26 protein-coding genes and 1 pseudogene are annotated in these 25,188 nt (G+C 42.2%); 12 read left to right on the top strand and 15 right to left on the bottom strand.

Annotation, left to right across the window (positions count from 1 at the left end; translation table 11 throughout):
- Positions 1-617: 617 nt before the first annotated feature.
- Positions 618-1,226: a TetR/AcrR family transcriptional regulator gene (locus FTU37_RS09945; RefSeq protein ID WP_180124270.1), complete on the bottom strand. Its 609-nt coding sequence runs from the start codon at positions 1,224-1,226 to the stop codon at positions 618-620.
- Between the two features lie 91 nt (positions 1,227-1,317).
- On the opposite strand from FTU37_RS09945, the gene FTU37_RS09950 reads away from it, so the two are divergent.
- Complete coding sequence (locus FTU37_RS09950; protein WP_180010166.1) at positions 1,318-2,979, top strand: acyl-CoA dehydrogenase family protein; 1,662 nt, start codon at positions 1,318-1,320, stop codon at positions 2,977-2,979.
- A 195-nt stretch (positions 2,980-3,174) separates the two neighbouring features.
- Positions 3,175-3,376, top strand: a pseudogene (locus FTU37_RS09955) (hypothetical protein).
- A gap of 22 nt (positions 3,377-3,398) precedes the next feature.
- On the opposite strand, the gene FTU37_RS09960 reads toward FTU37_RS09955, so the two are convergent.
- From FTU37_RS09960 to FTU37_RS09975, 4 genes are all read right to left on the bottom strand, one after another.
- Positions 3,399-3,560: a hypothetical protein gene (locus FTU37_RS09960; RefSeq protein ID WP_180010167.1), complete on the bottom strand. Its 162-nt coding sequence runs from the start codon at positions 3,558-3,560 to the stop codon at positions 3,399-3,401.
- A 67-nt stretch (positions 3,561-3,627) separates the two neighbouring features.
- Positions 3,628-4,056, bottom strand: a complete 429-nt coding sequence (locus tag FTU37_RS09965) for a hypothetical protein (protein ID WP_180082394.1) — start codon at positions 4,054-4,056, stop codon at positions 3,628-3,630.
- Between the two features lie 79 nt (positions 4,057-4,135).
- The gene (gene ptsP / locus FTU37_RS09970; RefSeq protein WP_180005299.1) at positions 4,136-6,433 is read right to left on the bottom strand and encodes a phosphoenolpyruvate--protein phosphotransferase; all 2,298 of its coding nucleotides are present in this window, start codon (positions 6,431-6,433) and stop codon (positions 4,136-4,138) included.
- A gap of 77 nt (positions 6,434-6,510) precedes the next feature.
- Positions 6,511-6,990: an RNA pyrophosphohydrolase gene (locus FTU37_RS09975; RefSeq protein WP_180010168.1), complete on the bottom strand. Its 480-nt coding sequence runs from the start codon at positions 6,988-6,990 to the stop codon at positions 6,511-6,513.
- A gap of 181 nt (positions 6,991-7,171) precedes the next feature.
- On the opposite strand from FTU37_RS09975, the gene FTU37_RS09980 reads away from it, so the two are divergent.
- From FTU37_RS09980 to FTU37_RS09990, 3 genes are all read left to right on the top strand, one after another.
- On the top strand, positions 7,172-7,828 hold the full coding sequence (locus FTU37_RS09980) for an HAD family phosphatase (protein WP_078189728.1): 657 nt from the start codon (positions 7,172-7,174) through the stop codon (positions 7,826-7,828).
- A gap of 93 nt (positions 7,829-7,921) precedes the next feature.
- On the top strand, positions 7,922-8,395 hold the full coding sequence (locus FTU37_RS09985; RefSeq protein WP_180124272.1) for a DUF2628 domain-containing protein: 474 nt from the start codon (positions 7,922-7,924) through the stop codon (positions 8,393-8,395).
- A 96-nt stretch (positions 8,396-8,491) separates the two neighbouring features.
- Positions 8,492-8,734, top strand: coding sequence for a DUF2789 family protein (locus FTU37_RS09990; RefSeq protein WP_078189726.1), 243 nt, complete (start codon positions 8,492-8,494; stop codon positions 8,732-8,734).
- Between the two features lie 197 nt (positions 8,735-8,931).
- Here the strand turns inward: FTU37_RS09990 and FTU37_RS09995 are convergent, their stop codons facing one another.
- Positions 8,932-9,795 carry a LysR family transcriptional regulator gene (locus FTU37_RS09995; protein WP_078189725.1) on the bottom strand — a complete coding sequence of 288 codons (864 nt, stop codon included), beginning with the start codon at positions 9,793-9,795 and terminating at the stop codon, positions 8,932-8,934.
- A 468-nt stretch (positions 9,796-10,263) separates the two neighbouring features.
- Between FTU37_RS09995 and FTU37_RS10000 the strand changes: the two genes are divergently transcribed.
- Positions 10,264-10,473 (top strand): hypothetical protein, encoded by a 210-nt coding sequence (locus tag FTU37_RS10000; protein WP_168377916.1) that lies wholly within the window; start codon positions 10,264-10,266, stop codon positions 10,471-10,473.
- A 128-nt stretch (positions 10,474-10,601) separates the two neighbouring features.
- Here FTU37_RS10000 and FTU37_RS10005 read toward each other — a convergent pair whose 3' ends face one another.
- Positions 10,602-10,838, bottom strand: a complete 237-nt coding sequence (locus FTU37_RS10005) for a DUF2061 domain-containing protein (RefSeq protein WP_078189723.1) — start codon at positions 10,836-10,838, stop codon at positions 10,602-10,604.
- A gap of 356 nt (positions 10,839-11,194) precedes the next feature.
- Between FTU37_RS10005 and leuC the strand changes: the two genes are divergently transcribed.
- The 4 genes from leuC to leuB all read left to right on the top strand — a co-directional run bounded on the left by leuC (position 11,195) and on the right by leuB (position 15,187).
- Positions 11,195-12,643 carry a 3-isopropylmalate dehydratase large subunit gene (gene leuC, locus FTU37_RS10010; protein WP_168377915.1) on the top strand — a complete coding sequence of 483 codons (1,449 nt, stop codon included), beginning with the start codon at positions 11,195-11,197 and terminating at the stop codon, positions 12,641-12,643.
- A 99-nt stretch (positions 12,644-12,742) separates the two neighbouring features.
- On the top strand, positions 12,743-13,393 hold the full coding sequence (leuD, locus tag FTU37_RS10015; RefSeq protein ID WP_168377914.1) for a 3-isopropylmalate dehydratase small subunit: 651 nt from the start codon (positions 12,743-12,745) through the stop codon (positions 13,391-13,393).
- A gap of 109 nt (positions 13,394-13,502) precedes the next feature.
- Positions 13,503-14,066 carry a hypothetical protein gene (locus FTU37_RS10020; protein ID WP_168377913.1) on the top strand — a complete coding sequence of 188 codons (564 nt, stop codon included), beginning with the start codon at positions 13,503-13,505 and terminating at the stop codon, positions 14,064-14,066.
- A 41-nt stretch (positions 14,067-14,107) separates the two neighbouring features.
- Positions 14,108-15,187, top strand: coding sequence for a 3-isopropylmalate dehydrogenase (gene leuB, locus FTU37_RS10025; RefSeq protein ID WP_078192754.1), 1,080 nt, complete (start codon positions 14,108-14,110; stop codon positions 15,185-15,187).
- 75 nt (positions 15,188-15,262) lie between these two features.
- Here leuB and FTU37_RS10030 read toward each other — a convergent pair whose 3' ends face one another.
- The 3 genes from FTU37_RS10030 to infA all read right to left on the bottom strand — a co-directional run bounded on the left by FTU37_RS10030 (position 15,263) and on the right by infA (position 16,571).
- Positions 15,263-15,637 carry a hypothetical protein gene (locus FTU37_RS10030; RefSeq protein ID WP_180124273.1) on the bottom strand — a complete coding sequence of 125 codons (375 nt, stop codon included), beginning with the start codon at positions 15,635-15,637 and terminating at the stop codon, positions 15,263-15,265.
- A gap of 182 nt (positions 15,638-15,819) precedes the next feature.
- On the bottom strand, positions 15,820-16,194 hold the full coding sequence (locus tag FTU37_RS10035; RefSeq protein WP_180124274.1) for a hypothetical protein: 375 nt from the start codon (positions 16,192-16,194) through the stop codon (positions 15,820-15,822).
- 155 nt (positions 16,195-16,349) lie between these two features.
- Complete coding sequence (gene infA / locus FTU37_RS10040) at positions 16,350-16,571, bottom strand: translation initiation factor IF-1 (RefSeq protein WP_001284370.1); 222 nt, start codon at positions 16,569-16,571, stop codon at positions 16,350-16,352.
- A 231-nt stretch (positions 16,572-16,802) separates the two neighbouring features.
- On the opposite strand from infA, the gene FTU37_RS10045 reads away from it, so the two are divergent.
- A complete protein-coding gene (locus FTU37_RS10045) occupies positions 16,803-17,810 on the top strand; it encodes an AraC family transcriptional regulator (protein WP_078189717.1) in 1,008 nt (335 codons plus the stop codon).
- Between the two features lie 129 nt (positions 17,811-17,939).
- Here the strand turns inward: FTU37_RS10045 and truA are convergent, their stop codons facing one another.
- The 5 genes from truA to asd all read right to left on the bottom strand — a co-directional run bounded on the left by truA (position 17,940) and on the right by asd (position 23,838).
- Positions 17,940-18,737, bottom strand: coding sequence for a tRNA pseudouridine(38-40) synthase TruA (gene truA / locus FTU37_RS10050; RefSeq protein WP_078189716.1), 798 nt, complete (start codon positions 18,735-18,737; stop codon positions 17,940-17,942).
- 16 nt (positions 18,738-18,753) lie between these two features.
- Entirely contained in the window at positions 18,754-19,716 is a 963-nt protein-coding gene (locus FTU37_RS10055) for an asparaginase domain-containing protein (protein ID WP_180124284.1), read from the bottom strand.
- A gap of 49 nt (positions 19,717-19,765) precedes the next feature.
- Positions 19,766-21,076 (bottom strand): fimbrial protein FimV, encoded by a 1,311-nt coding sequence (locus FTU37_RS10060; protein ID WP_180124275.1) that lies wholly within the window; start codon positions 21,074-21,076, stop codon positions 19,766-19,768.
- Positions 21,077-21,151: 75 nt separating this feature from the next.
- Positions 21,152-22,576 (bottom strand): hypothetical protein, encoded by a 1,425-nt coding sequence (locus FTU37_RS10065; RefSeq protein ID WP_180124276.1) that lies wholly within the window; start codon positions 22,574-22,576, stop codon positions 21,152-21,154.
- A gap of 143 nt (positions 22,577-22,719) precedes the next feature.
- A complete protein-coding gene (gene asd / locus FTU37_RS10070; RefSeq protein WP_180005293.1) occupies positions 22,720-23,838 on the bottom strand; it encodes an aspartate-semialdehyde dehydrogenase in 1,119 nt (372 codons plus the stop codon).
- Between the two features lie 183 nt (positions 23,839-24,021).
- Here asd and FTU37_RS10075 point away from each other — a divergent pair, with 183 nt between their 5' ends.
- Positions 24,022-25,149, top strand: coding sequence for an endonuclease/exonuclease/phosphatase family protein (locus FTU37_RS10075; RefSeq protein WP_180124277.1), 1,128 nt, complete (start codon positions 24,022-24,024; stop codon positions 25,147-25,149).
- Positions 25,150-25,188 lie beyond the last annotated feature (39 nt).

Genomic DNA, 25,188 nt, shown 5'->3' on the forward strand with positions numbered 1-25,188 from the left:
TGTTCAAATGGCGATTCAGCGTTTAATTGGTTTTGGGAAAAAAGAAGAGTTTAAGGAAATTTTGGCAATTTTAAGAAAGCAGAATCCTGATAGGATAAGGGTTCTGTGAAATTTGTCGTGTACAGAGAAAAAATTCAGACTTAAGGCCATCCCCAAGCTATTTAAAACGGCAGTCGATTGAATATATGACCCTAACCGTAACACTGATGTTTGTTTAAGGCGCCGCAGACCATTTGTCGATCACCTTGGTACTCAAAGTTATTACCAAAAAGTGTGCAAATAAAAAATTGCCAGTAGTCTATCAGGCGATCCCAAATGGCTATCATCGTGGTGCATTAGGCCATAGTCCAAAATATACGGCTGAATTTTTAAAGAGCTTACAACTGGCCAGCATTGCAAAGGCGTATAAATGAGACAAGTAAGCTGGCAATAAAAGCTTAACTTCTAAAGCACTTTTATTGACGGATGAAACAAGTGATGAATGATTTTCTTCTACCGTAAAAATGAATTTCCTAAATATCTAAAATAACTGGTTTAAGAGCCGATTTTTTGTAAATAACATGACTTTATTTTATTCACCGATGCATTTGAAACATCATTAGACTTGTCCGCGAAGTCTAATCGCGCAACATATGAATTATATCTCGCTTTAATTCATCCCACTCCCCAAAATCAGGCTCAATCAATAAAGTTTGCGACACAAAGCCATAACACACCCGCTGCATATTTAAAGCCATCTGTTTGAGCTGTTCATCATCCTGTATAAATGGCTCAAGCATACTGCGCCACATTTGCACCATCATGGCATAACTCTTACGGTAACTTTCAATATCTGAAATCTGCCGTTCTAACAAAAACACCTGTGACCATAAAAACTGCTGTGCTTGAATTTGCTCAATTTGAAAATGAATAATTCGCTCTAAATAAGTCTGAAACTTCAAATCTGTGGATAACTTGATCAAGCTATGTGCATAACTTTTTAAGCTTTCCGCATTGTGTTTCACATGTAAATGAATGGTTAGCGCAATCAAATCTTCCTTTTTAGAAAAATATTCATAGAACGTTCCCAAGCCCACGCCTGCAAGGTCGGCAATTTCCCGAATGGTAATTTGGCTGGCAGGACGCTCATGCAAAAGCCGAACAAAACTGTCCTGTAAGGCTTCTTGCGTCAGTTTGGCACGTGATTGACGTGGCTTACGCCGTATTTGAATGGCTGAATGCTTCATATTTTTAAGCGCGGAAAACCGAACGTCTATGCTTTAAATTTTCTCTATACTGAAATGAAAAGCCAACAAGAACAAGCGGAAAATATAGACGATGAATACATTAGAACAGACATGGATGACGCATCAAATCAGCAACCAATTTGATGAACTGGAAAACTACAATCTATTTTCAAGCGATACGGTTTTACATGAAATCTTAAAGCGCTATGGCAGCCACGATCAGCCGATCTTATGCGAAATGGGCAAAGTCGCAGGTTCGAGTGAATACTTTCAGCATGGGGCTTTAGCCAACAAACATACCCCAATTTTACATGCCTTCGATGCTCGTGGTCGCCGTACTGACTTTATCGAATTTCATCCTTCATGGCATAAATGGATGGGACTCAACCGTCAGTTTGATACCCATGCGCATCCTTTTAATCAGCCTAACTCCAAGACTAAATGGGTGGAATGGGCAGCACGTTTTTATCTCGCAGGTCAGGTCGAGTGTGGCAATTTATGTCCGAACTCCATGACGCTGGGCAGTATTCCCTTAATTCAACGTGAACCTGAACTATGGGCGAAAATTGGCGAGAAACTATTATCGACGGAATATGATGAACGTGATGTACCCATCGCGAAGAAAAAGTCGATTTGGCTCGGTATGGGCATGACCGAAAAGCAGGGCGGTTCGGATGTACGCGCCAATGAAACCATTGCCGTGCCTATAGCAGAAACAGGACGAGGCAAGGCTTATTTGCTCACAGGGCATAAATGGTTTTTCTCTGCGCCGATGTGTGATGCGCATTTGGTGGTGGCAAAAACCGAACAAGATGGCTTGGCGTGTTTCTTTGTACCGCGTTGGTTGGAAGATGGCACGAAGAATAATATTCAGGTGCAACGCCTAAAAGAAAAAGTCGGTAACCGCAGTAATTCAAGCTCGGAAGTCGAATTCAAAAATGCGTGGGGCATTATGATTGGTGAGGCAGGGCGTGGCATTCCAACCATTATTGAAATGGCGAATTACACCCGTCTGACCTGTTCGGTCGGTTCGAGCGCCATGCTGCGTCAAGCTTTGGTGCAATGCATTGCCTATACCCGTCAGCGTCAGGCTTTTGGTAAACATTTGATTGATCAACCGCTTATGCGTGCAGTCTTGGCAGATTTGGCTTTAGAAAGTGAAGCAGCGACGCAGCTCAGTTTCCATTTGGCGCAGTGCTATGAATCGGATGATACTTTGTCTGTGGCATGGAAACGCATCATGACCCCAGCAGCCAAGTTTTGGATTTGTAAGCGTGCCGTAGAGCTAACAGGGGAGATGATGGAAGTCTTTGGCGGCAATGGCTATGTCGATAACGGCATCATGGCGCGCATCTTTAAAGAAGCACCTGTGAATACCATTTGGGAAGGTTCAGGCAATGTCATGTGCCTAGATGTGCTGCGTGCGATTGGGCGTGACCCTGAATCTATTGAAGTGCTGTTTAAAGATTTGGCGAGTACAGCAAGTACAGATGAAAGCTTGCAAACAGAATTGCAGGACTTGTTCAGGTTGTTCCATCAATCACCTGAAGATTTACAATTTATGGGGCGCAGTTTGGTCAGTCGTTTAACGGTACTTGCACAAGCGGTGTTATTGAAACGCTATGCGCCTGATTATGTAGCAAATGGTTTTATTCAAAGCCGCTATAGTGCGAAACATGGGCAAGTGGTGGGCATGCTGGATGCTAAAAAGGTCGATGTAGAGCGAGTATTAGAACGGGCTTTTGCTAGCTAAATACAACGTATTTCCCTCTCTCAATGGGAGAGGGTTAGGGAGAGGGAAATAATGTGGCAAAGCAATTTTTTTATGGCCTTGGGGCTAACTACGCTGTATCAAAAAGCCATAGGAAAGTGCTTGAAAAAATCTAAAAATAGATCAATATATGCACTACAGTACGAGGGTGCTGTATAGGCAAAAAGGTGAATGCAAATGGCAAAGAAAAAAGTCCTGCCTGAAGTTGAAGTTCGCAACTTTGTGGCAAAACACATGAACGATTTTAACAAAAGCCAAACTTTTGTAGATCGAAAGAAAAATGCAAAACGCGGCTATGCAAAGCACAAAAAAGGGGGGATATTCGAATGATTATCTCCCTTTTTATTTCAGTGTATTTTCTCAGTTTTTAGTCTACTAAATGATTCGGCTTCAACATCTGCTTAAACAAATTCCACATCATATTCCATACGTTTTGCTGTTTGCTTCGCAATCTCTAAGCCATGCAATTTGGCCACAATATAAAGCGATGCATGGATCCCCGAAGAAATCCCCGCAGCATCTAAGACTTCAACTTCGTTGAATAATAAGATACCAACGTTCATTTAGGTGGTTCCATGCAGGATTTAAAGCATTGGTTTTGAGTTGAAATATTGAACATTAAAACACCGCTTATTTTGAAAATAAGTCTTCAAACATTTTGTTGAATGTGGATTTTTGTTGTGGTCTAGACGCTGTGCTTTGATGTTTTACGGCGTTATTAGGTTGCTGAAGTACGTGTTCCACCTGACTGGTCAATTGCTCAAACCATGTTGCGTCGCTGTGCTGCGTCTGATTTAGCTGTTTGGCGCGCTGTGCAGCCAGCACCGATGGATCATTTTTACCTAAGCGGCGCTGCTGTGACGCAGTAATTTCTATACCGAGTAAGGGGGGAATACGAGAGCGGCTGACCGGAGCTTTGGATTTTGTTGGCTTGGTTGGGCGTATATTGACTTGTTGTGCTTGGGGCGGTCTAGGTCGAGTTGAGGATACTTTTTCAATCGGTGTATCGTGTTGCAGCTCTAACATTTTTTGTTTGAGTTGCGGATGGATCTTTGTCATATAAAAGGCAATTGCGACAAAAGCCAGAAAAAATAAAAAATCCATCATCACCTCATTTTATTATTTTACATGAGTGTTCTTAAGCACTCACGATTCGGGTTGCCGATTTCACCATATCACCAAGACCATGAGTCTTGAAGTAGTACTCCATCATGCTTTTCACCATCAGTGGATTATTCATGCTCAAAGCACGATCCAAGAGCTCTTTTGCATCTGGCATCGGCACATGGCAGATGGCTTTACGGACTTTGAGGATATTACTCGAACTCATCGATAGGGTATTAAAGCCCATCGCCATCAGTAAAATAGCTGTGAGTGGATCACCGGCCATTTCTCCACAAATACTAATCGGCTTGTCGTATTTATGACATTCTTGCACCAAGCGAGTCAGCGCACGAAGTACGGCTGGGTGTGAGTGTGAATAGACATTGGCAACCCGTGGGTTATTACGGTCAACCGCAAGTAAGTATTGGGTTAAATCGTTAGATCCGACCGAGAAGAAGTCAACCAATTCAGCAAACTCATCGATCTGTAACAGCACACTCGGCACTTCGACCATGATGCCGATTTTGGGTTTGGTAATTTTCACCTGTTCTTCTTCTTGCACCGCTTGCCAGTCACGATCAAGCAAATACAACGCTTCTTCGACTTCGCTGACACTGGTCACCATCGGCAGCAAAATATGCAAGTTGTTCAGGCCAATACTGGCTTTGAGCATGGCACGAATTTGGGCTGAAAAAATCTCAGGATGATCGAGAGTAAAGCGAATTCCACGCCAACCCAGTGCTGAGTTTTCTTCTTCAATCGAGAAATAAGGCAGGTCTTTATCTGCACCAATATCGAGGGTACGCATCACCACGGGTTTATTGGCAAAATGACTCAGCTGTTGACGATAAATAGCGCGCTGTTCTTCTTCACCGGGGAAGCGATCACGCAGCATAAATGGAATTTCAGAACGATATAGACCGACACCTTTGGCACCACGTTGTACACCGCGAACCACATCGATCATCAAGCCAGTATTTACAAACAATCGAACTGCAACACCGTCAGGGGTGATGGCATCTTTGGTTTCGTATTGCTTCAGATCTTTAGCAATTTGCTCTTCTTCTTTTTGAATCTCTTTATAACGTGTGCGTAAACGACGAGGTGGATTGATGAATACACGACCTTGATGTGCATCGACAATCATTTCGACATCATCGAGGGTATTAATTGGTAGTTCAGTCACACCGACTACGGTTGGAATACCGAGGGCACGTGCCACAATCACCATGTGTGAGTTCATGGCACCTTCAGTGGTTACAATCGCCGCTATTTTATCGACAGGGAGTTCAACCAAGGCAGCCGTAGAAATTTCCTCACCAATTAAAATGCTTTCATCGGTGATTTCACGGTGACTGGCATCTGCTTCTTGCAAAAAGGCCAAGATACGACGCCCTAGATCTTTTAAGTCTGAAACACGTTCGCGGAGATAGTCATCTTCCATCTGTGCAAAGAGCGCAATGTGTTTATCAATAACAATGCGTACCGAACCTTGTGCCCAGTTACCGTCACGAATTTCACTTTTGATTTCCGCGGGGAGGGCATTGGCATCGAGCATCCGCAAGAACACGCTAAATAATGCCCGCTCTTCGGCCATGAGGGCATCTTGCATCTTTTCATCGAGAGACAAAATTTCTTGACGAACTGCGTCTATGGCATTGTCGAGTAATTCGAGTTCTTCACTGATGTCATCGGCTTCACGATCGGGGACTGAAGCCAAATCAGCAGGTGGATACAGGATGACTGCACGACCTAGCGCAATACCGCCTGAACCTGAAATACCTTGGAAAGTTTTATAGGCAGGGAGGTTGTTTGGTTTACGAAAGACTTCAATATTCCCGACGGCATGTGCATGGGCAATCACCCCTGAAAGTTGAGCGCACAGGGTCACGAGGAAAGATTCGGCAGCTTCGCTAAAGTCTTGAGGCTCTTTGTTTTGAACCACCAAGACGCCCATAACTTTACGGCGATACATCACCGGAACACCGAGGAAGGAATTGTAAATTTCTTCCCCCGTTTCTGGCAGATACATAAAGCGTTCGTGTTTGGGTGCATTGTCTAAGTTGACGATTTCTTCACGTTGTCCAACTAAGCCGACCAAACCCTCACTGGTATGCAAAGAGACATGCCCAACGGCTTCAGGGTTTAAACCCTTAGAAGCCATTAGTAAATAACGATGATTTCGTTCATCAAGCAAGTAGATTGAGCAGACATCCACATGCATGGCTTCGGCCACTTGATTGACCATAATGTCTAAAGATTCATGCAAACTGGCCGACGCATTAATCTCTTGGACTATGCGTCTTAAGGTATCCAGTTGCATGTTCGACATCGTGTCTGCTCCAAAATTTATTCTGCTTTATTTATAACAACACTCATCCTAAAAATCTGCATCCATTCTGCAAATTTTTACGGTTTTTGCGGAAGCTGATTGCACAGCTCCACCATGGCTTTACGATATACATCGCGTTTAAAATTCACCACTTGACCCAAAGGGTACCAATAGCTGACCCATTGCCATTGATCAAACTCTGGTGGGTCTGACAAATCCAGCTGAATATGCTGTGCCGAAGCCGTCAGTTTTAATAAAAACCACTTTTGTTTTTGACCAATACAAACGGGGTCTGAATCCGTACGTATATACCGATGTGGCAAACGATAGCGCAACCACCCTTGGGTTTGTGCTATCACCTGGACGTGTTGGGGCAGTAAGCCAACTTCTTCTCTCAGCTCACGGTAAAGTGCCTGTTCGGGGGTTTCTCCATGTTGGATACCTCCTTGTGGAAATTGCCAGGCATTGTGACCAATGCGCTTTGCCCATAAAACTTGTCCAATGTCGTTTGCCAAAATGATCCCGACGTTGGGTCGGAAACCTTCTGAATCGATCATTTGGCTACCTAAATATTGTGTAATTTATGACTTTGCTCACGGGGACGTTTATTTCTGTGTCCATCTCGAAAAAGCAAAGTGTAAAAATGTTAAAATTGTTATGATCTTAACGAATTTCTATCGACTAGCGGAGATAGATTTACAATTTTTTTCTTAAATTTCAGCTTTTACGAGTATTTTCATGAAATTGGCACTGTTTGACCTTGATCACACCTTATTAAATACCGACTCAGACCATTCTTGGGGGGAGTTTTTGGTCAATGAAGGCTTGGTTGATCCAATTCATCATCGTGCCATGAATGATAAATTTTATGATGATTATAAAAAAGGCCAGCTTGACCCGATTGCTTATAATGAATTTGTATTTGAGTTTTTAACTCAACATGACAATGCCTACTTAACTGAGTTACATCAGTTGTTTATGAAAAAAGTCATTCGTGCGCAAATGCGTCCAGAGGGCTTTGCTGCCATTCAGCGCCATCAAGATGCAGGGCATCAATTGGTCGGGATCACCGCAACGTCTGATTTTATTACTGCACCGATTTTTCGTGAATTTGGTATTACTGAAATCATTGCAACCAATGCCGAAGTTGTGGATGGTAAATATACGGGTAAAGTGATCAATACTCCGTGCTATCAAAAAGGCAAATTAGTCCGCTTGAATCAATGGTTAGAAGGTCGTGATGTGACAGAGTCTTGGGCCTATTCAGATTCGATTAATGACCGCTTCCTATTGGAATATGCCGATCATGCCTTTGCAATTAACCCAGATGACCGTTTAGAAGTCCTTGCAAAAGAACAAGGTTGGGACATTCAAGACTGGTCAATTCAAGCCTAAAAATAGATATGATAAAAAAGCATCATTAGATGCTTTTTTATTTGACGTCCTTTTGATTAAACTTCAGCTCACTAATTTGAACTATCGCTCTATATGCAGACAGAAGCTTCTTTTAAACATTTAATTCAAATCTTTATAGGGCCACGTGCTCAATCTTATTTAAAGTTCATAGAACAACAAGGTGGGCACAACAGTGGCCTGAGTTGGGCGGGGTTAATTTTTGGGCCCTATTGGTTACTCTATCGGAAGATGTATCGCTATTTCTTCTTATTCTTTGCGGTTGGTTTTTTGATTAGTATGTTGGCACTCATCATCGGAGTGCCTGATCAAGTCTTGATGGGGCTAGCATTGATTCCTAACCTCATACTCGCTGGCATCGGAAAGCGGCTTTATAGCGATTTTGCGGTGCAAAAGACCAAAGCCTATATGCAGCAGCCGAAATATAGTGAGCAGGTGTTTGCTGAAGAAGGCGGAGTGAACTGGGGGCTGCCTTTGTTGTTGGTATTTATTCAATCGGTCGTGATGATTATGCTCAGTTTGCCTTTTATTCAATTTTCACCGCTGTAGAATTCTGTAATTGAGTGCGTGTCCATTCCGTGTTATATCCTTAAAACAGAATAATTTTGTATCCATAAACAATAAGTTTTAACACGGAGAATGACAATGAGTGTACGTCCACGCATGACTCATCTATTTGAACAACTGGGTTTAGATTCGAGTGAAGACGCGATTGCTTTATTTATCGTGACGCATCAACTCAGTGCCCAAACTAAAATTACCGAAGCAGACTATTGGACAGATGCTCAGCGTCAGTTCTTGGCCGAAAAAATTAAGTCAGATGGTGAATGGGCGATTATTGTCGATCAATTGAATGAATCATTACATGAAGATTCGTTGACGAAGTAAAACTGACGGGTCTTCCTTGGTTTTTTTAATGGGATCGGCTGAAATAGGCGATCCCATTTTTAATGCAAAATAAATTTAAGCGACCATTCAACATATAGAAAATCATTCGCTTTTTCTAAATGCTCAAACAGATCACTAAAAAAAGCCACCATAGCGGTGGCTTGATTAATAATTGAATTTTGTAGGCAAAAAATGAATTAGATGTGTTTCATCAATTCAACCAGTTTTTGTGCAGCAAGTGATTGAGTACGGCCTGGATGCCATACCATCCCCAATTGACGATTCATGTTTGAAGGTAAATTCAATTGTTTTAAATCTTGGTTCAATAATGTTTTAGGAAGGACTGACCAACCGAGACCAATTGAAACCAACATGCGAATCGACTCAAGTGAGTTATTGCTCATGGTGACTTTTGGCTTCAGGCCATACTTTTCAAACTCAGCCAAAGTAATTTGACTGGTATAGGTTTGCGCCGCAGGTAAAAGACTTGGGTATTGGATCAAATCTTCTAAGGTTAAATGTTCAACTTGCGCCAAAGGATGGAAAGGCGCAACCACGAATACCAATGGATCATTCCATGTCGTGATGTATTTTAAACGGCTGTCACCTTGTGGCGGTAAAGTCAAAAAAGCCAACTCTAAGTCGCCAGCTAAAACTTGCTCATGGGCTTGTTCAGAATCAACAAAGTGTACATCTAAGGTCACTTCTGGAAACTGTTGTACATATTGACGCAAATGCGCCGGTAAATGGTGTAAGCCGATATGATGGCTGGTACCAATTTTCAGTTTACCTTGAACCTGACCTTGCTCATGGCTGAGCGTATGGTGAATATCACCCAATTCATTCAGCCAGCTTTTTACTTTTGGCAAGAGAGAGTTTGCCGCATGCGTCGCTTGAACACCACGACCCGCGGATTCAAAAAGTTTGACACCGAAGTATTCTTCTAAACTGTGAATACGCTTGGTCACAGCAGGTTGCGTAATGAAGAGCTGATCTGCTGCCAAAGAGATCGAACCAGTTTCCATGACTTTTACAAAGGCTTCAAAGGCTGCGAGATTCATCTTCATTCCTATAAAGAATTTTTATGCGTAGTCTCATTGTTATAATATTTTAAGAATAAATCAAAGGAAAAGTTGTATCTTTTGATTTAAAACTAGGCGTTCAAGCCAGATGACGCTTTAAATCTGAGGGGATTTTCAGGGTTCAATAGTGTTATTTGAGTACTTGGTCACTGCATGATTTAAGATTGGGCTGTGACATTTTCAGCTCAAATGCGCTGTTACAAAGTTATTTTTTAAACCGAAACCAGAGTTATGCATAATATAAAAAATACAGGGCTGGAAAGTAATTCAACCGTTTGAATTAAAGAGGAGCGATGACGTTTCTTGTTAACTCAGTATTGAACTAAAACAAAAAAATGAACTCAAGTTTTGATGGCTTGGGGAACAACTTTTCATTGAATAATTAAAGCAACAGGTACAGTCAGGGCGGCATCGATTAGCAATGTTGTACCTCACAGGGAGAAGGCGATGGATATTAAACACATTAAAAATTTATTGGATATTTTTGAAGGGACAGTCGAAAAGCGCTGTGCGATATATGAAATCGCAGATGACGAAGACGACGAAAACCGCGCAGCTGCCGAGTGTAATGCGGCAAAAAACAAACTGATTCTTGCGATAGAACAATTGGTTGAGGCGCATGATCAGTTGGCCTTACAGCAAAAAAACAAGCTTTGATGATCCGTCTGCAATTGAATCTATAGGATGAAAAAATAGAAAGTTAAAGTGGATAGAGTAAAAGAACGTTTTAAGGTCATTAAAAAAACCACCGTGATGGTGGTTTTTTTACAAGGAGCAGGGTTGGATTAAGCGGGGATATTTTCCTCTGCTGCTTTATCTTTCTTTTCCCATGCTTTTTCGTGGAAGAAAAAGGCAACCGCTTGAACAGTTGGTTCAAGTAAACTTAAGGTAATGGCCATTGCAATACTGCCAGTCACGTAATAACCAACCAACATCGCAACCGTGATATGCATGATGTAATAGCTCAAGGTTTTTTTGAACATGCGCTGATTATTTTCGACGAACTTGTTAATGTGTGCCATGAGAATGCTCCTTGTTAAATTGATAAATCTTGGCAATGAGTTGATAATAATGATTCTTATTTGCAATGTAAAAGAGAAAATTCAATTTATGATCATTGAATTTCTAAATCACCATTTAAAAATGGCAGAAAGTGATCAAAAACTCGGAGAAAAATCTAAAGTTTCATCTGCTGAAAGTATTGAAGTGAGTGTGTTTTGAACGCATCAATGGTGATTAAAATGCAACGGAAATCAGCAGTTAAATATCATTCCTATAAGTTTTTAAACTAATAAAAATGATAAATTAGATTTATGTGAATACGTGGTTATAATCGATTTAACGAAAGAATTTACCCAGTCCAGTGGAGCAAATCGACATGGCAGGCGAAACCCAAAAAGCGGAAACCCAAACAAAAAAAACCTTGTATGACAAATTGTGGGATGACCATCTAGTAAAACAACGAGATGATGGCTCTTCATTATTGTATATCGACCGTCATTTATTGCATGAAGTGACTTCTCCACAAGCTTTTGAAGGTCTACAACTTGCAGGTCGTAAACCATGGCGTTTAAGCGCTAACGTTGCAACGCCAGACCATAACGTACCTACTTCTACTAAGGAGCGTGCTGAAGGTATTGCGGGTATTGAAGATGATACCTCACGTATCCAAGTGCAAACCTTAGATGACAACTGTAAAACGTTTAATGTTGCCCAGTTTGACATCAACGATGTGCGTCAAGGGATCGCGCATGTGGTTGGGCCTGAACAAGGTTTAACGTTGCCGGGTATGACCGTAGTGTGTGGTGACTCACATACTGCAACGCATGGTGCATTTGGTTGCTTGGCTCATGGTATCGGCACATCGGAAGTTGAACACGTATTGGCGACTCAATGCTTAGTTCAAAAGAAAATGAAGAACATGTTGGTGCGTGTTGACGGTCAATTGGGTCAGGGCGTAACTCCTAAAGACGTGGTTTTAGCGATTATCGGTAAAATCGGTACGGCAGGTGGTACAGGTCACGCGATTGAGTTTGGTGGTCAAGTATTCCGTGATATGTCGATCGAAGGTCGTATGACGGTATGTAACATGGCGATCGAAGGTGGCGCGCGCGTGGGTATGGTGGCTGTCGATGACAAAACCATTGCCTATGTGAAAGACCGTCCGTATGCACCGAAGGGCGAACAGTGGGACGCTGCTGTAGAGTATTGGAATACTTTAGTGTCTGATGAAGGTGCGCATTTTGATACTGTTGTGGTATTGCAAGGTGAAGAAATTGAGCCACAAGTGTCTTGGGGAACTTCTCCTGAGATGGTGATTCCTGTATCTCAAGCAGTGCCAACTTTAGAACAAGCCAAAGATGACGTACAGCGTAATGACTGGACACGTGCATACAACTACATGGGCTTAGAAGCGGGTCAGGCATTGGCTGATATTCAATTAGACCGTGTATTTATTGGTTCATGTACCAACTCACGCATCGAAGATATTCGTGCAGCGGCTGAAGTGGTCAAAGGTAAAAAAGTGGCGGCATCGATTAAGCAAGCCATGGTGGTACCGGGTTCAGGTTTAGTCAAAGCACAAGCAGAAGCAGAAGGCTTAGATAAAATCTTAATTGAAGCAGGCTTTGAATGGCGTGAGCCGGGTTGCTCAATGTGTTTGGCAATGAATGCCGACAAATTGCAACCGGGTGAGCATTGTGCTTCGACTTCTAACCGTAACTTTGAAGGTCGTCAAGGTAATGGTGGTCGCACGCATTTGGTAAGTCCAGCAATGGCAGCAGCTGCGGCAATTGCAGGTCACTTTGTGGATGTGCGTACATTCTAGTTTAAGCCCTCATCCCAACCTTCTCCCTCAGGGAGAAGGAGTTCCCTCTCCTTTTAGGAGAGGGTTAGGGAGAGGTCACGGATTCAGTGAGAAATAAACATGAAAAAATATACCGTTGAACAAGGTATCGTTGCACCATTAGACCGTGCCAATGTTGATACAGATTTAATTATTCCAAAACAGTTTTTGAAATCTATTAAGCGTACAGGCTTCGGAGCCAACTTATTTGATGAGTTGCGCTATTTGGATGAAGGCTATTTAGGTCAGGACATTTCAAAACGTCCGATTAACCCCGATTTCGAATTGAACAAACCGCGTTATCAAGGTGCGTCGATTTTGATCTCTCGTGCAAACTTTGGTTGTGGTTCGAGCCGTGAGCATGCGCCTTGGGCATTAGAAGAATATGGTTTCCGTACTGTCATTGCACCAAGCTATGCGGATATTTTCTTTAATAACAGCTTTAAAAATGGCATGTTGCCAGTGATCTTGTCTGAAGAGATCGTAGATCAGTTATTTAAAGAATGTGCTGCATCTGAAGGCTATCAATTAACCATTGATTTGGCTGCGCAAGAAGTACGTACACCGAGTGGTGAAGCATTTACATTTGAAGTCGATCCATTCCGTAAACACTGCTTATTGAATGGCTTGGATGATATCGGTTTAACCTTACAAGTCGCCGATGATATCCGCGCTTATGAAGAAAAAACCAAAGCATCTCGCCCTTGGGTATTTGCAGAAATTAAAGCTTAAGTCAGTGTCATTGTAGAACTTCTTAGTAGTCAGTCGGCTTAAGTCTTGCTAATATCAGGCGAAACAAAATTTATACGTTAGCCAGAATTTATCAGGTTGGGTTCGAAAAATGAAAAAGTTCTTCGGTCAGCTGGTTGTAACGGGAGCGCTGTTCGCAACGCTCTCTGCCTGTCAAAGCTTTGACACGGCACGCATTAAAAATGTGAAAGAAACTGAAAGTACAAAAAATAATGCTCTGATTTACTGTGCAGGTACAGCGCATTGTGAATTTGAGCGTTTTGATCAAATACAAGTGGTTGATCCAAATAATCAACATGTACAACGTGCTGCGATTAAAGCAGGCATTGTACGGTTGAATGGTCGTTCATTGTCTGAGCCTAATCCTTTGTATTTGTCTGTACCTTCAGGTCAGCATGAAGTCGTGATTCGCTATTATCCAATTTCTCAGGAAAAAGCAGAGCGCTTGCATGTCATTCACAACTTTAGGTCCAAACACGAGTACACCTTTAAAATGTACCGAGAGCGTTCAAAAAACACAGGCAGTTTACTGGATAAATCTGCGCCTGATCCGCTCTGTGTAGACTTAAAGCAAGGTGCAAAAACGATTCGACGTTTCTGCCGACCCTACAATGTCCTCACAGGACTTGGTGAGTTTGTAGAAAAGAAACTTTAAATCTGACTGGTAATCAAGCCAGCGTATAAATGGAAAGACTCATGTCAAAACATATTTTGATTTTACCAGGTGATGGTATTGGTCCTGAAATCGTGAAAGCGGCTGAACAAGTGCTGACACGTGTAAACGAGAAATTCAACTTAGGTTTGACTTGGGAACAAGGTCTTTTAGGTGGTGCAGCGATCGATGCGCACGGTTCACCTTATCCAGAAGTAACAGCAGCACAAGCGAAGACTGCTGATGCGATTTTATTGGGTGCAGTGGGTGGTCCTAAGTGGGATACTATTGAGCGTTCAATTCGTCCAGAACGTGGCCTATTAAAAATTCGTTCAGAATTAAATTTATTTGCTAATTTACGTCCAGCCATTCTTTATCCGCAGCTTGCAGATGCGTCGAGCTTAAAACCTGAAATCGTAGCAGGTTTGGATATCTTGATCGTACGTGAGTTAACTGGCGGGATCTATTTCGGTCAACCACGTGGTATTCGTGAACTCGAAAACGGCGAAAAACAAGGTTTCAATACTGACGTATATGCAGAATCTGAAATCAAGCGTATTGCCAAAGTTGCTTTTGAAATGGCGAACTTACGTGGTGGTAAAGTGTGTTCAGTGGATAAAGCCAACGTACTAGAAGTGACTGAGCTTTGGAAACAAACTGTAACTGCGTTAAAAGAAGAGCAGTATCCTGAAATTAACTTGTCTCATATGTATGTTGACAATGCTGCAATGCAATTGGTTCGTGCGCCAAAACAATTTGATGTGATCGTGACTGGTAACTTGTTCGGCGATATCTTGTCTGATGAAGCAGCGATGTTAACCGGTTCTATCGGCATGTTGCCATCGGCTTCTTTAGATGAAAATGGTAAAGGCATGTATGAACCTTGCCACGGTTCAGCGCCAGATATCGCAGGTCAAAACATTGCGAACCCATTAGCTACAATTCTGTCTGTTGCTATGATGCTACGTTATACCTTCCGTGAAGAAGCGGCGGCAAAAGCAATTGAAGATGCAGTAGGTAACGTCCTAGATCAAGGCTTACGTACAGGTGACATCATGTCAGAAGGCAGTACTCAAGTCGGTACAGTTGAAATGGGTCAAGCTGTAGTTTCTGCATTGAACTAATGTTGAATCAAAAAAACGCAGCGTTTATGCTGCGTTTTTTTGTGCCTAGAAATTATAAACCCTAGAGTTGATGCCCTAACAGGTGCGACCAGTTAATCGGACATCAGTTGCAATATTATGCTTTATGCGAAATTGAATAAGGCAGTTTAACTCCACCTCATAGCGTGTATTTCCACTAGGAATCGGCACAGCAGCACCGCTGCCCATGCCCATCGCAGGATTTTCCGCCATCGGTAAAGGAATACTAATCGGGCGTGCGACACGATAACGAAGGTAGTCTGAACTGACCTCCACGGGAGAGGTTCTTTGATAGCCGAGTTTGCTGAGGTCGAGTTCTGCTTGAATCGTTTGGCTCGATTGACCAATAAATGAGGCTAAATAGCGTTCACGCTCAACGGAGGATATCGTTGATGTCGTGGTACAGCCAGCCATACAATGCTTAGAACGCATCCCATGCTCAGTATCGGGCGAATAAAACGCTGATCTTCGTAAACCAGATGTTCTAAAATAAATTTCATGGGTCAGTTTCTCACGAAATAAATTCAGTTTAGTCAGATCGGTCTGTATAACACTGTAGTCATTTGATACACGGTCAGCTGAGCAAGATTAGCCTCTAGGATTCTCATGCAGGATCAACAAGCTCTGCCAACATAGTCAATGGATTCAACTATTTGATTGCGTAATTTGAACTCGATTTTACATTCCATATCGACAGTGACACCACCTTTAGACGGCGTTGGGATAGGGGCGCCCATGGCTATACTGGTGCCGATATTTGGTGTACCAATCGGGATTGGCATCGAGCGTAAAATGGTATAGCTAAGTTTTTCATTGCTTTGTACGGGTGCTCCCATCACTTTGTAACCCAATTGACTTAAATTGAGCTCTTTACGGACTTGATCAGCCGACTGTCCAATATAGTGTTGTAGGGATTGATTGAGTTGCTTTTGGCCTGTCGTGGCGCAAGCAACACAAAAGATAGCACCGACTAATCCTAGATGTTTCATATGATTTTATGTCCTTATATTTTGAATTTTATAATCAAATTTTTTATGTTTTTAGACTGTAAAGGAAAGCAAATTTGCAGTCAATTTTTATCATCGCATTGAAATAAATACAAAAAAAAGCCACTGATAAAGTGGCTTTTTCGCTTCGCTAAAACTTAGCGCGCACGGTAAGTGATACGACCCTTAGTCAAATCATAAGGTGTCATTTCTACTTTAACACTGTCGCCAGTCAAAATACGGATATAGTGTTTACGCATTTTGCCAGAGATGTGAGCAATCACTTCATGACCGTTTTCTAAACGTACACGGAACATAGTATTAGGAAGCGTCTCGGTGACAACGCCTTCGAACTCGATGAGTTCCTCTTTATTGGCCATAGCCTACCTGAATGAATAAATTAGCAAGGTGCAAATTATAGTCAATTTTTTTTCAGAATACAAGCCGTAAAAGGCTTTGAACTGATCGACTGTCAGTAAAATAAGCGAACAATTCAGTTAAATATTTTCAACAAAAAATGTGTAGTAACAGTTGTCAGTTTGGTCAATCGCAGTTAATCTAAAATCAATCTTTTTAAGTATAAATGAAGTACATACAAGGAAGGTTCTGGAGTGGGTCAGCTAACTGATGCATCTGTTGTGTTGCGTTTAGGGTATCAAGCGATTCGTCGTGCCGGATTGCCAACAGAAGAAATTTTAACAAAAGCGGGTGTGGCATTAAATCAGGTTGAAACCAATGACCGTACCCCATTGAATGCACAATTTGCATTCTGGGTGGCTGCAGAAGAGGTCAGTAAGGATCCTGATATTGGTTTGCATCTGGGAGAGCATTTGCCTTTATATCGAGGCCAAGTGATTGAACACTTATTTATTTCATCTGAGAATTTTGGTGAAGGTTTAAAGCGGGCTTTGGCGTATCAACGCCTAATTAGCGATGCCTTTCATGCACAATTAGTGATTGAAGATGACCGCTGCTATTTGACCAATGGTCATCAGCCTTGGGCAGAAAATATCGTGAATCGTCATTTTTCTGAATGCGCGATGTCCGGTGTTTTGCGTTTCTTTAAGTTTATTACTGAAGGGCGTTTTCAGCCGATTTATATCGACTTTAACTTTAGTCAGGGCGCGCCAGATGATGAGTATTTCCGTGTTTATGAATGCCCTGTGAGCTTAGGGCAGAAAGAAACCCGATTGTATTTTGATCCGGCTATTTTAGAGTATCAATTGTGGCAGGCAGAACCTGAGTTATTACAATTGCATGAGCAGTTGGCGATTGAAAAACTTCAGGAGTTGGCGCGTTATGATTTGGTCGGTGAAGTTCGCCGTGCTATTGGTTCAACGCTTGAAAGCGGTGAAACCACACTCGAAACGGTCGCTGCGCAGCTCAACATTACTCCGCGTCGTCTACGGACTCAGTTGTCAGAAGCCAATACCAGTTTTCAGCAAATTTTGTCAGACTATCGCTGTCGTTTGGCTAAAAAATTATTAGCCAATACCAATGAAAGTGTGGAGCGCATTGTGTACTTAACGGGTTTTTCTGAGCCAAGTACGTTCTATCGCGCATTTAAACGCTGGACCAATGAAACGCCCGTGGAATACCGTAAGCGGAAGCAGCGTTAAGGTTGATCTTCGATAAAATCCTTCCCTAAACAGAATCCCCCTTTTTCAAAGGGGGATTTTCATCTTTAGAATCTGGCAATGGCGGAAATGAAACACCCTCTCTGTGAAAGTGAGGTTGGGAGGGATTGTTTATTCAGGCATATTTAGCCAATGTGGTCCTAACGGAACTTGAGGAAGTTCAAACTGAGCTGGATAGTCTGCATGGATAAAATATAGTCCATCGGGTGGTGCGGTGACACCTGCTGCTTTACGATCTTCAGCAGCAAAAATATCGTCAATATGGTCAACGTCATACATACCTTGCCCAATTTCCAACAAACAGCCCATGATGTTACGCACCATGTGATGTAAAAAACCATCGGCCTGAATATCTAGGACCAAGTAGCATCCGTGTTGGATCAGACGGCAATGGCTGACATGACGAACAGGCTGATTGGACTGACAGGCTGCGGCACGGAAGCTTTCGAAATTATGAGTGCCTTCAAATTTGGCCGCGGCACGTTGCATTTTTAGCACATCTAATTTTGCATAAACATGGGTCACTTGCTTGTGCAGTAAAGCTGGTCGCTGTGGATTGTTATAGACCACATAGCGATAACGACGTGCTTGCGCTTTAAAGCGGGCATGGAAGTCCTGATCCATTTCCTTAATCCATTGGATGGAAATATCACGGGGTAATTGGCTATTGCTGCCCATTAACCATCCGCGAATGGGGCGAATCGCCTGAGTATCGAAATGTGCCACCATATTGGTTGCATGGACGCCGGCATCTGTTCGGCCAGCGCCATGCAACATGATCGGCTCATTGGCTACTTTACTGAGGACGGTTTCAATGGTTTCTTGCACGCTTGGTACGCCCGGTTGCTGAGTTTGCCAGCCCTTGTATTGCATGCCACAAAACTCAATCCCAATCGCAAAACGTTGCATAGTTACCTCAAATGACTTAATCGTTCCAATGCGCAGTCCAGTCTGCGGCACTGCCGTATTGTAAATACATTTTCAAACATTTGGCATAAAGATCTGCATGACCCAAACAATTGCTCAGTAATATTCCACTGTCTTTGACCCAGTCACTCACAGCATAGCGTTGATCTATACCGCCATGAACAACCTGTGTACTTAAAATAATTTTGCAATTTTTTTGTTGTATAGCCTTCAATACATTGAGTAATTCAGCATCAACGGCAATGTTGCCTGTACCAAAACCTTGCAAAATTAAAACATCTGGCGTGTGTGAAAGCAGAGCCACTAAATTTTGATTGTGTAGATCAGTTGCTATCGGTTGCCACATCCAATTCAGGCAATTGAAATGAGCTGCTTTGTCTAAATCATTGGCTTGAACAATATAAGGCGATGTCAGCATTGAAAGTGGCTGTGTGGCTGGCAGCCCATCAAAGGCTTTCAGATCGGTTGTATGTACTTTTAGTGCGGATTGAGCATGCATCAGTTGATGATGAAAGGCCAAATAAACCCCAACACTCGATTGATGTACCGATTCCAATGCAAAATTTAAATTGTCGATGGCATCGGTAAATTCACGGGTGTTGTCACCAGCCACATTAAACAGCGGATATTGGCTGCCTGTAAGCACGATATGAGCAGACTGTGCCATAAAGTGTGCAAGTACTGCGCTGGCATAGCTAAGCGTGTCTGTGCCATGAATAATTACGAAATGCTGAAATTGTTGTAATTGTAAACTTTGAATTTGTTGGATCAGTGCCAGCCAGTCGGGTGCAGTACAAGCACTACTGTCACGAATGACAGGTGCAACAAAACATTCAATGTTTAGGTGTAGTGGCAGCACATGCTGTAATTTAGGTAAAAACGCATTCGCTGGCATGGGGCTTAACGGTTCACCGATACAACCGAAGGTACCACCCATATAAATAAGAGCAATTTTTTTCATCATAAAAAAAGCAGCCTTGAAAGACTGCTTTAGTTTAAATCGCTTTTGCTTAAGATGCGATTTGATTCAGTAACTGATCTGCTTGTTGACGCTGAGCTGAAGAAAACTCAGCCTCTTTTTCAGTTAAAATTTCACGTGCAGCGTCATAAGCACCCAGTTTGATGTATTGCGCTGCCAATTCAAGATTCAATTCAATTTCATTGACTTCAACCAGTTCAGGGAAAGATTGAACCAATGGATCGTTTTGGTCTGTAGCAGATGGGGTTGACGGTGTGCCTAAACCGCTAATGTCAAAACTCACACCACTTGAAGCAGGTGCGGCAGTTTTTTCTTCAGGTGTAGACTCTAAGTTAAACTCTGTTGCAGGAGCGACAACGGCTTCTTCTGTTTTTGCTGTTTCAAAAGCACCTAAGTCAAAGTTTAAGGTTGGAGCTTCAACTTTGTTTTCTTCTACAACTGGTGTTTCTGTTGTAAATGAAAAATCTAAAGGCTCGATTTTTTCTTCTACAGTTTCTGTTTTGGTTTCAGCCGCAGCTTCAGTGCTTGGGGCAAAGTCCATTGCAAAATCAATTGGTTTGATTTCTTCAACGGCAGGAGATGGCTGAGCAATCTCTTCGGTTTTCAGTGTTGCTTCAAGTGCAGGTTCTGGTGAAATTGAAAGCGTATCAAATTCAAGCGGCTGTATTTTTTCAGCAGGCGCACTTTCAACTGGGGTAGAAATGTCTGCTTTTGCAGGCGTTTCAGTGGTGAAATTAAAATCTAGTGGTTTAATTTCGGCTGCTTTGGGCTCAACAGGTGCAGCAGTTGAACTTTGCATTAAAGCATCAAAATCAGAGGTATTTTGGGCTTTTGAGTGAGCCTCTTCAGTGATCGGTGATACAAAGTTAATGGCATCATCTTTCACATTTTGAGAATTTTCAAACTCTACTTTTTTTGCTTCAGCTTGTTCTAAAATTTCATCAAGTTCAAGTGAACGAATATGGCTCAGCAATTGGCAGATGGCAAATTCGTCTTTTTGTAAAATGTGAATATCTAATAGATATAGATACAACTCATGTTGTGAGTTGTCACGTTTTAATGATTGATTAATTTGCGCTTCAGCAGAAAAGAAATTACGTTCCGCAATTAATTTTTCAATTTTACCACGAGCATCGGTCGTTAACGGCGTCATTGATTTTTTTTCAATGACACTGCTTTCAACCACTTGAGTTTTCTTCGGAGTCGCTTTGGCCGAAACACCCGATTTCTTGGTTTTAGTGGATGTTGGTTTGGCTTTATCTGATTCTTGACCTTTTTGGCGTTTGTTTAAAAAAACCAATACGATCACTAAGATCACTAATGGAATCACATAAATCAGCATGTTTTAACCCCTTGGAGATAGAGCGATATACAGTTGCACTCATCCCTATAAAATCTTGATTGGTAACGTTTTAGTTTATTGGCTTCTTTTATCTGCTTGTTGAGCTTTCAACTGTTGTTGCAGTTGAGCAAGACGAGCATTTAATAATTGAATTCTGTGATCCTTTTGATTTAGCGCCAATTCTAATTGAGTTACGTTTCTCTGTAATTTAACGGTTTTTTCACGAGATGTCATAACTTTTAATGATAACTCTTTCGAAGTTTTATTCTTTTCTGCTGCACTGTTGGCAGAAGATTGTGCCGAATCTTGCGCTTTCTCTGCAACCAGACTCATTTCAGCTTGATTCAAGCGGTATTTGGTTTTGCCTGACTGCTTCGAAGGCACTTTGGCAAGTTCTGCCGCAGAGACTTTGACAGGCTGTTTTGCTTGCTGCATACCATGCAGATTTAAAGCCGCACCACGGCGCAGACGGTTTACATCGCCTTGAATGAATGCATGTTCGTTGCTGTTTTTAATCTGTTGCATGACTTCAGAAACAGGGCGGTTTTGTTCTGTCGCAATACGTGAGGCAATCCCCCAAAGGCTTTCATTCGAGCGAACCACATATTTTGCCGCTGGTGTTGCTGTCGATGCAGCCGCAGTACTTGTTGGTTTTGGTGTAGATGCTGTTTGAGCTGTCGTTGTTGGATTTTCACGTTTTTGTGCTGCCTGCTCCGCAGCAAATTTTTGTGCCAATGGGTCTTGAGACCTTGCAGTTGATACTGTTGCAGCTTGCATTTCTGAACTGACAGAGCCGGTCGAATTGGTTTTTGTAACTTGCGAAATTGATGTTTCAGCACCTGATGAAGTACTTCCACTATGTTGCTCCGCAGGCGTAACACTATAATTTTGTACATGCGTGACAGGTTCAATCGCAACAGGCGTTGACGTTGCTAATTGTGCTAACTGTGGAGGTGCTTTGGTACTGAGTAATAAGGGTTGTTCTGCAGCTACGGGTGCTTTTGCGGTATACAGTGTGCTGACAGGTAAATTTAAGGCAATATCTTTTTCATTTACAATAACGACAGGTGCTAAAGCACGCTCATTGGCACGTGTTTGATTCGCATTCGACGGCGCTGGATTGCGTTTTAATGGTGTGCGAATTTGTTGCAGGCGTGAAGCATTCCCTTCTTTAATATTGACAATAAAATTAAGCTCAGCATCGGTCACTGGACGCGAAGAGGTAATGGTAATTACCCCATTGCCCGCACCATCACGACGCGTGAAGAAGTTTAAATGCCCCGGTGGTTGATGCCCTGTACCCATACTCAACAAATCTTCTGCCGTGGCTAAACTTGCATTGAGCGGCACAGATGTATTTGAGTGGCGAAAATGAATCTCAGCGTACAGCAATTCCCCGGGTGCTGACTGGACTTGTACAGGATCAATGCTGATCGCTTGAATGTTTTGAGATGCAATAACGGCTAAAATGGCGATCTTTAATTTGTTATATACGGTCATCTTAATCTTTAGCTCGAATATATGTCGCATGGCGAAAATTATAGATTAGCGAGTTGTCGAAGAATTGTAAAATATTTACACGACAGTTACATAAAAAAGCCGATCAATTGTGATCGGCTTCTTGTTCAGAGATTTAAAAATGCTTAAGCATTTTTATAATCAATGAGAATTCTTAGCATACGACGTAAAGGTTCAGCAGCACCCCAAAGCAATTGGTCACCCACAGTGAATGCACCTAGGTATTCTTTACCCATGTTGAGCTTACGTAGACGACCAACTGGAACAGACAAGGTGCCAGTTACAGCAACAGGAGTCAGATCAGTCATTGAAGCTTCACGCGTATTTGGCACCACTTTAGACCAATCGTTGGCACTAGCGATGATATCTTCGATTTCATCCAGTGGAACATCTTTACGAAGTTTTAAAGTCAATGCTTGTGAGTGACAACGCATTGCACCAATACGAACACAGTGTCCATCGATTGGAACGATTTGCTGGTTGCCTAAGATCTTGTTGGTTTCAACTTGACCTTTCCATTCTTCTTTCGACTGACCGCTTTCAAGCTGTTTGTCGATATAAGGAATGAGCGAACCTGCTAAAGGCACACCGAAGTTTGCAGATGGGAAACCTTCGCCACGTTGTAACTGTGCAATTTTAGAATCGATATCTAAAATTGGTGAACGTGGGTCATCTAGCAAATCTTTGGTATTGTTGTACAAGTAGCCCATACCTGAAATCAGTTCACGCATGTTTTGCGCGCCTGCACCAGAAGCCGCTTGATACGTCATAGACGTTGCCCATTCCACTAAATTATTTTGGAATAGACCGCCTAAACCCATTAACATCAATGAAACGGTACAGTTACCGCCCACGAATGTTTTTGTGCCTTTTACTAAGCCGTCTTTGATTACGTTCATGTTTACTGGGTCAAGTACGATGATCGCTTCATCATCCATACGTAAAGTCGATGCCGCATCGATCCAGTAACCATTCCAGTTTTCAGCTTTAAGCTTAGGGAAAACTTCAGTCGTATAATCGCCACCTTGGCAGGTGATAATGACATCCATTTGCTTCAGACTATCAATGTCCGTTGCATCCATAAGTGCTGGGGCAGTCTTACCACCAAACGCAGGGGCTTCACCACCTGCATTACTGGTAGAGAAATAAAACGGTTCGAAATGAGCGAAATCGTTTTCTTCAACCATACGTTGCATAAGGACGGAACCAACCATCCCGCGCCAACCGACCAGACCTACTTTCATGTCACTTTGCCTCGGTGCGTTAAAAAATAAAAGGGGGTTCGAGTGTACCAAAAGGGCGCATAACTGCAAGCGCTACATAATGAAAACACCAATAATATTGTGCAATATATCTTGTTTATGTTACATGCAAAACTGATATAAATTTATGAATCAATAAAAAATAAAGAATATAAGGGAGGCGTGATGATTTGGATTGAAATACTGGCGGGCTTCGTCATTTGGTTGACATTTTGGTCACTGATCCCACGAGATGAATGGTGGTTTCGTGGTGCAGATTTTCCGCGGCTGCAAATCTTGGCTTTGGGTATATTTGCCTTCATGGGCTTAATTTTATGGAATGCCGAATGGGACTTGGCGCGTGAAATCATTTTAATTGGGTTGATTGCCGCCTTGGCATATCAATTGAAAATGGTTTTGCCTTATACCTTTCTGTGGAAAAAACAAGTCAAACGACTCCGATCAGACCAGTTAGATACACAAAAACAGATTTCAATCATTGTCTCCAATGTACTCACGCCGAATACTCAATATCACTTATTATTGGCACAAATACAAAAGCATCAACCTGACTTAGTACTCACGCTAGAAACAGATCAAACTTGGCAAAATGAATTGGCAGTGATTGAGGCTGATTATCCTTACCGCGTACCCGTACCTTTGGATAATTTGTATGGGATGCATTTGTATAGCAAGTTAGAACTTAGTGAAACTGAAGTCAAATTTATTCTCAGTGATGAAATTCCTTCGATCCATACCCGAGTCACCTTAGCATCAGGAAATCAGGTTCAACTGTATTGTTTACATCCCAAACCGCCAAGTCCAACAGAAGCCAAAGATTCAACTTTACGCGATGCAGAATTGCTGATTGTGGGCGATCAGATTAAAGAGTTAGATGAAAGTTGCATCGTTATGGGGGACCTGAATGATGTGGCATGGTCACGTACTACACGACTCTTTCAACGAATCAGTGGGCTTTTAGACCCGCGTGTTGGACGTCATTTCGTAAATACCTTTCATGCGAATTATCCACTGCTGCGTTGGTCGCTCGACCATATTTTTCATAGTACAGATTTTGCATTGGTACATATGGAACGCTTGCCCAATATCGGTTCAGACCATTTTCCCGTCTATGTGGTGTTGCAAACAGGCAGGGTATTTGAGCAAATCCAAGAAGAATTAGAGCAAACAGATGAAGATGAACAAGAAGCGCAAGAGGCTATTCAGGAGGGTATAGAAAAAGCTGAGGAAGAGGAGAAGATTGTGACTGATGAAATCGCCCGTGATTATAAGGATGGTACGAAGGCACCTTGATTTTGTTTGATTTAAGAGAAAAGTGTAAGAAATAGCTTA

This window comes from Acinetobacter sp. YH12097, from assembly GCF_013419225.1.
Taxonomy (GTDB): domain Bacteria; phylum Pseudomonadota; class Gammaproteobacteria; order Pseudomonadales; family Moraxellaceae; genus Acinetobacter; species Acinetobacter amyesii.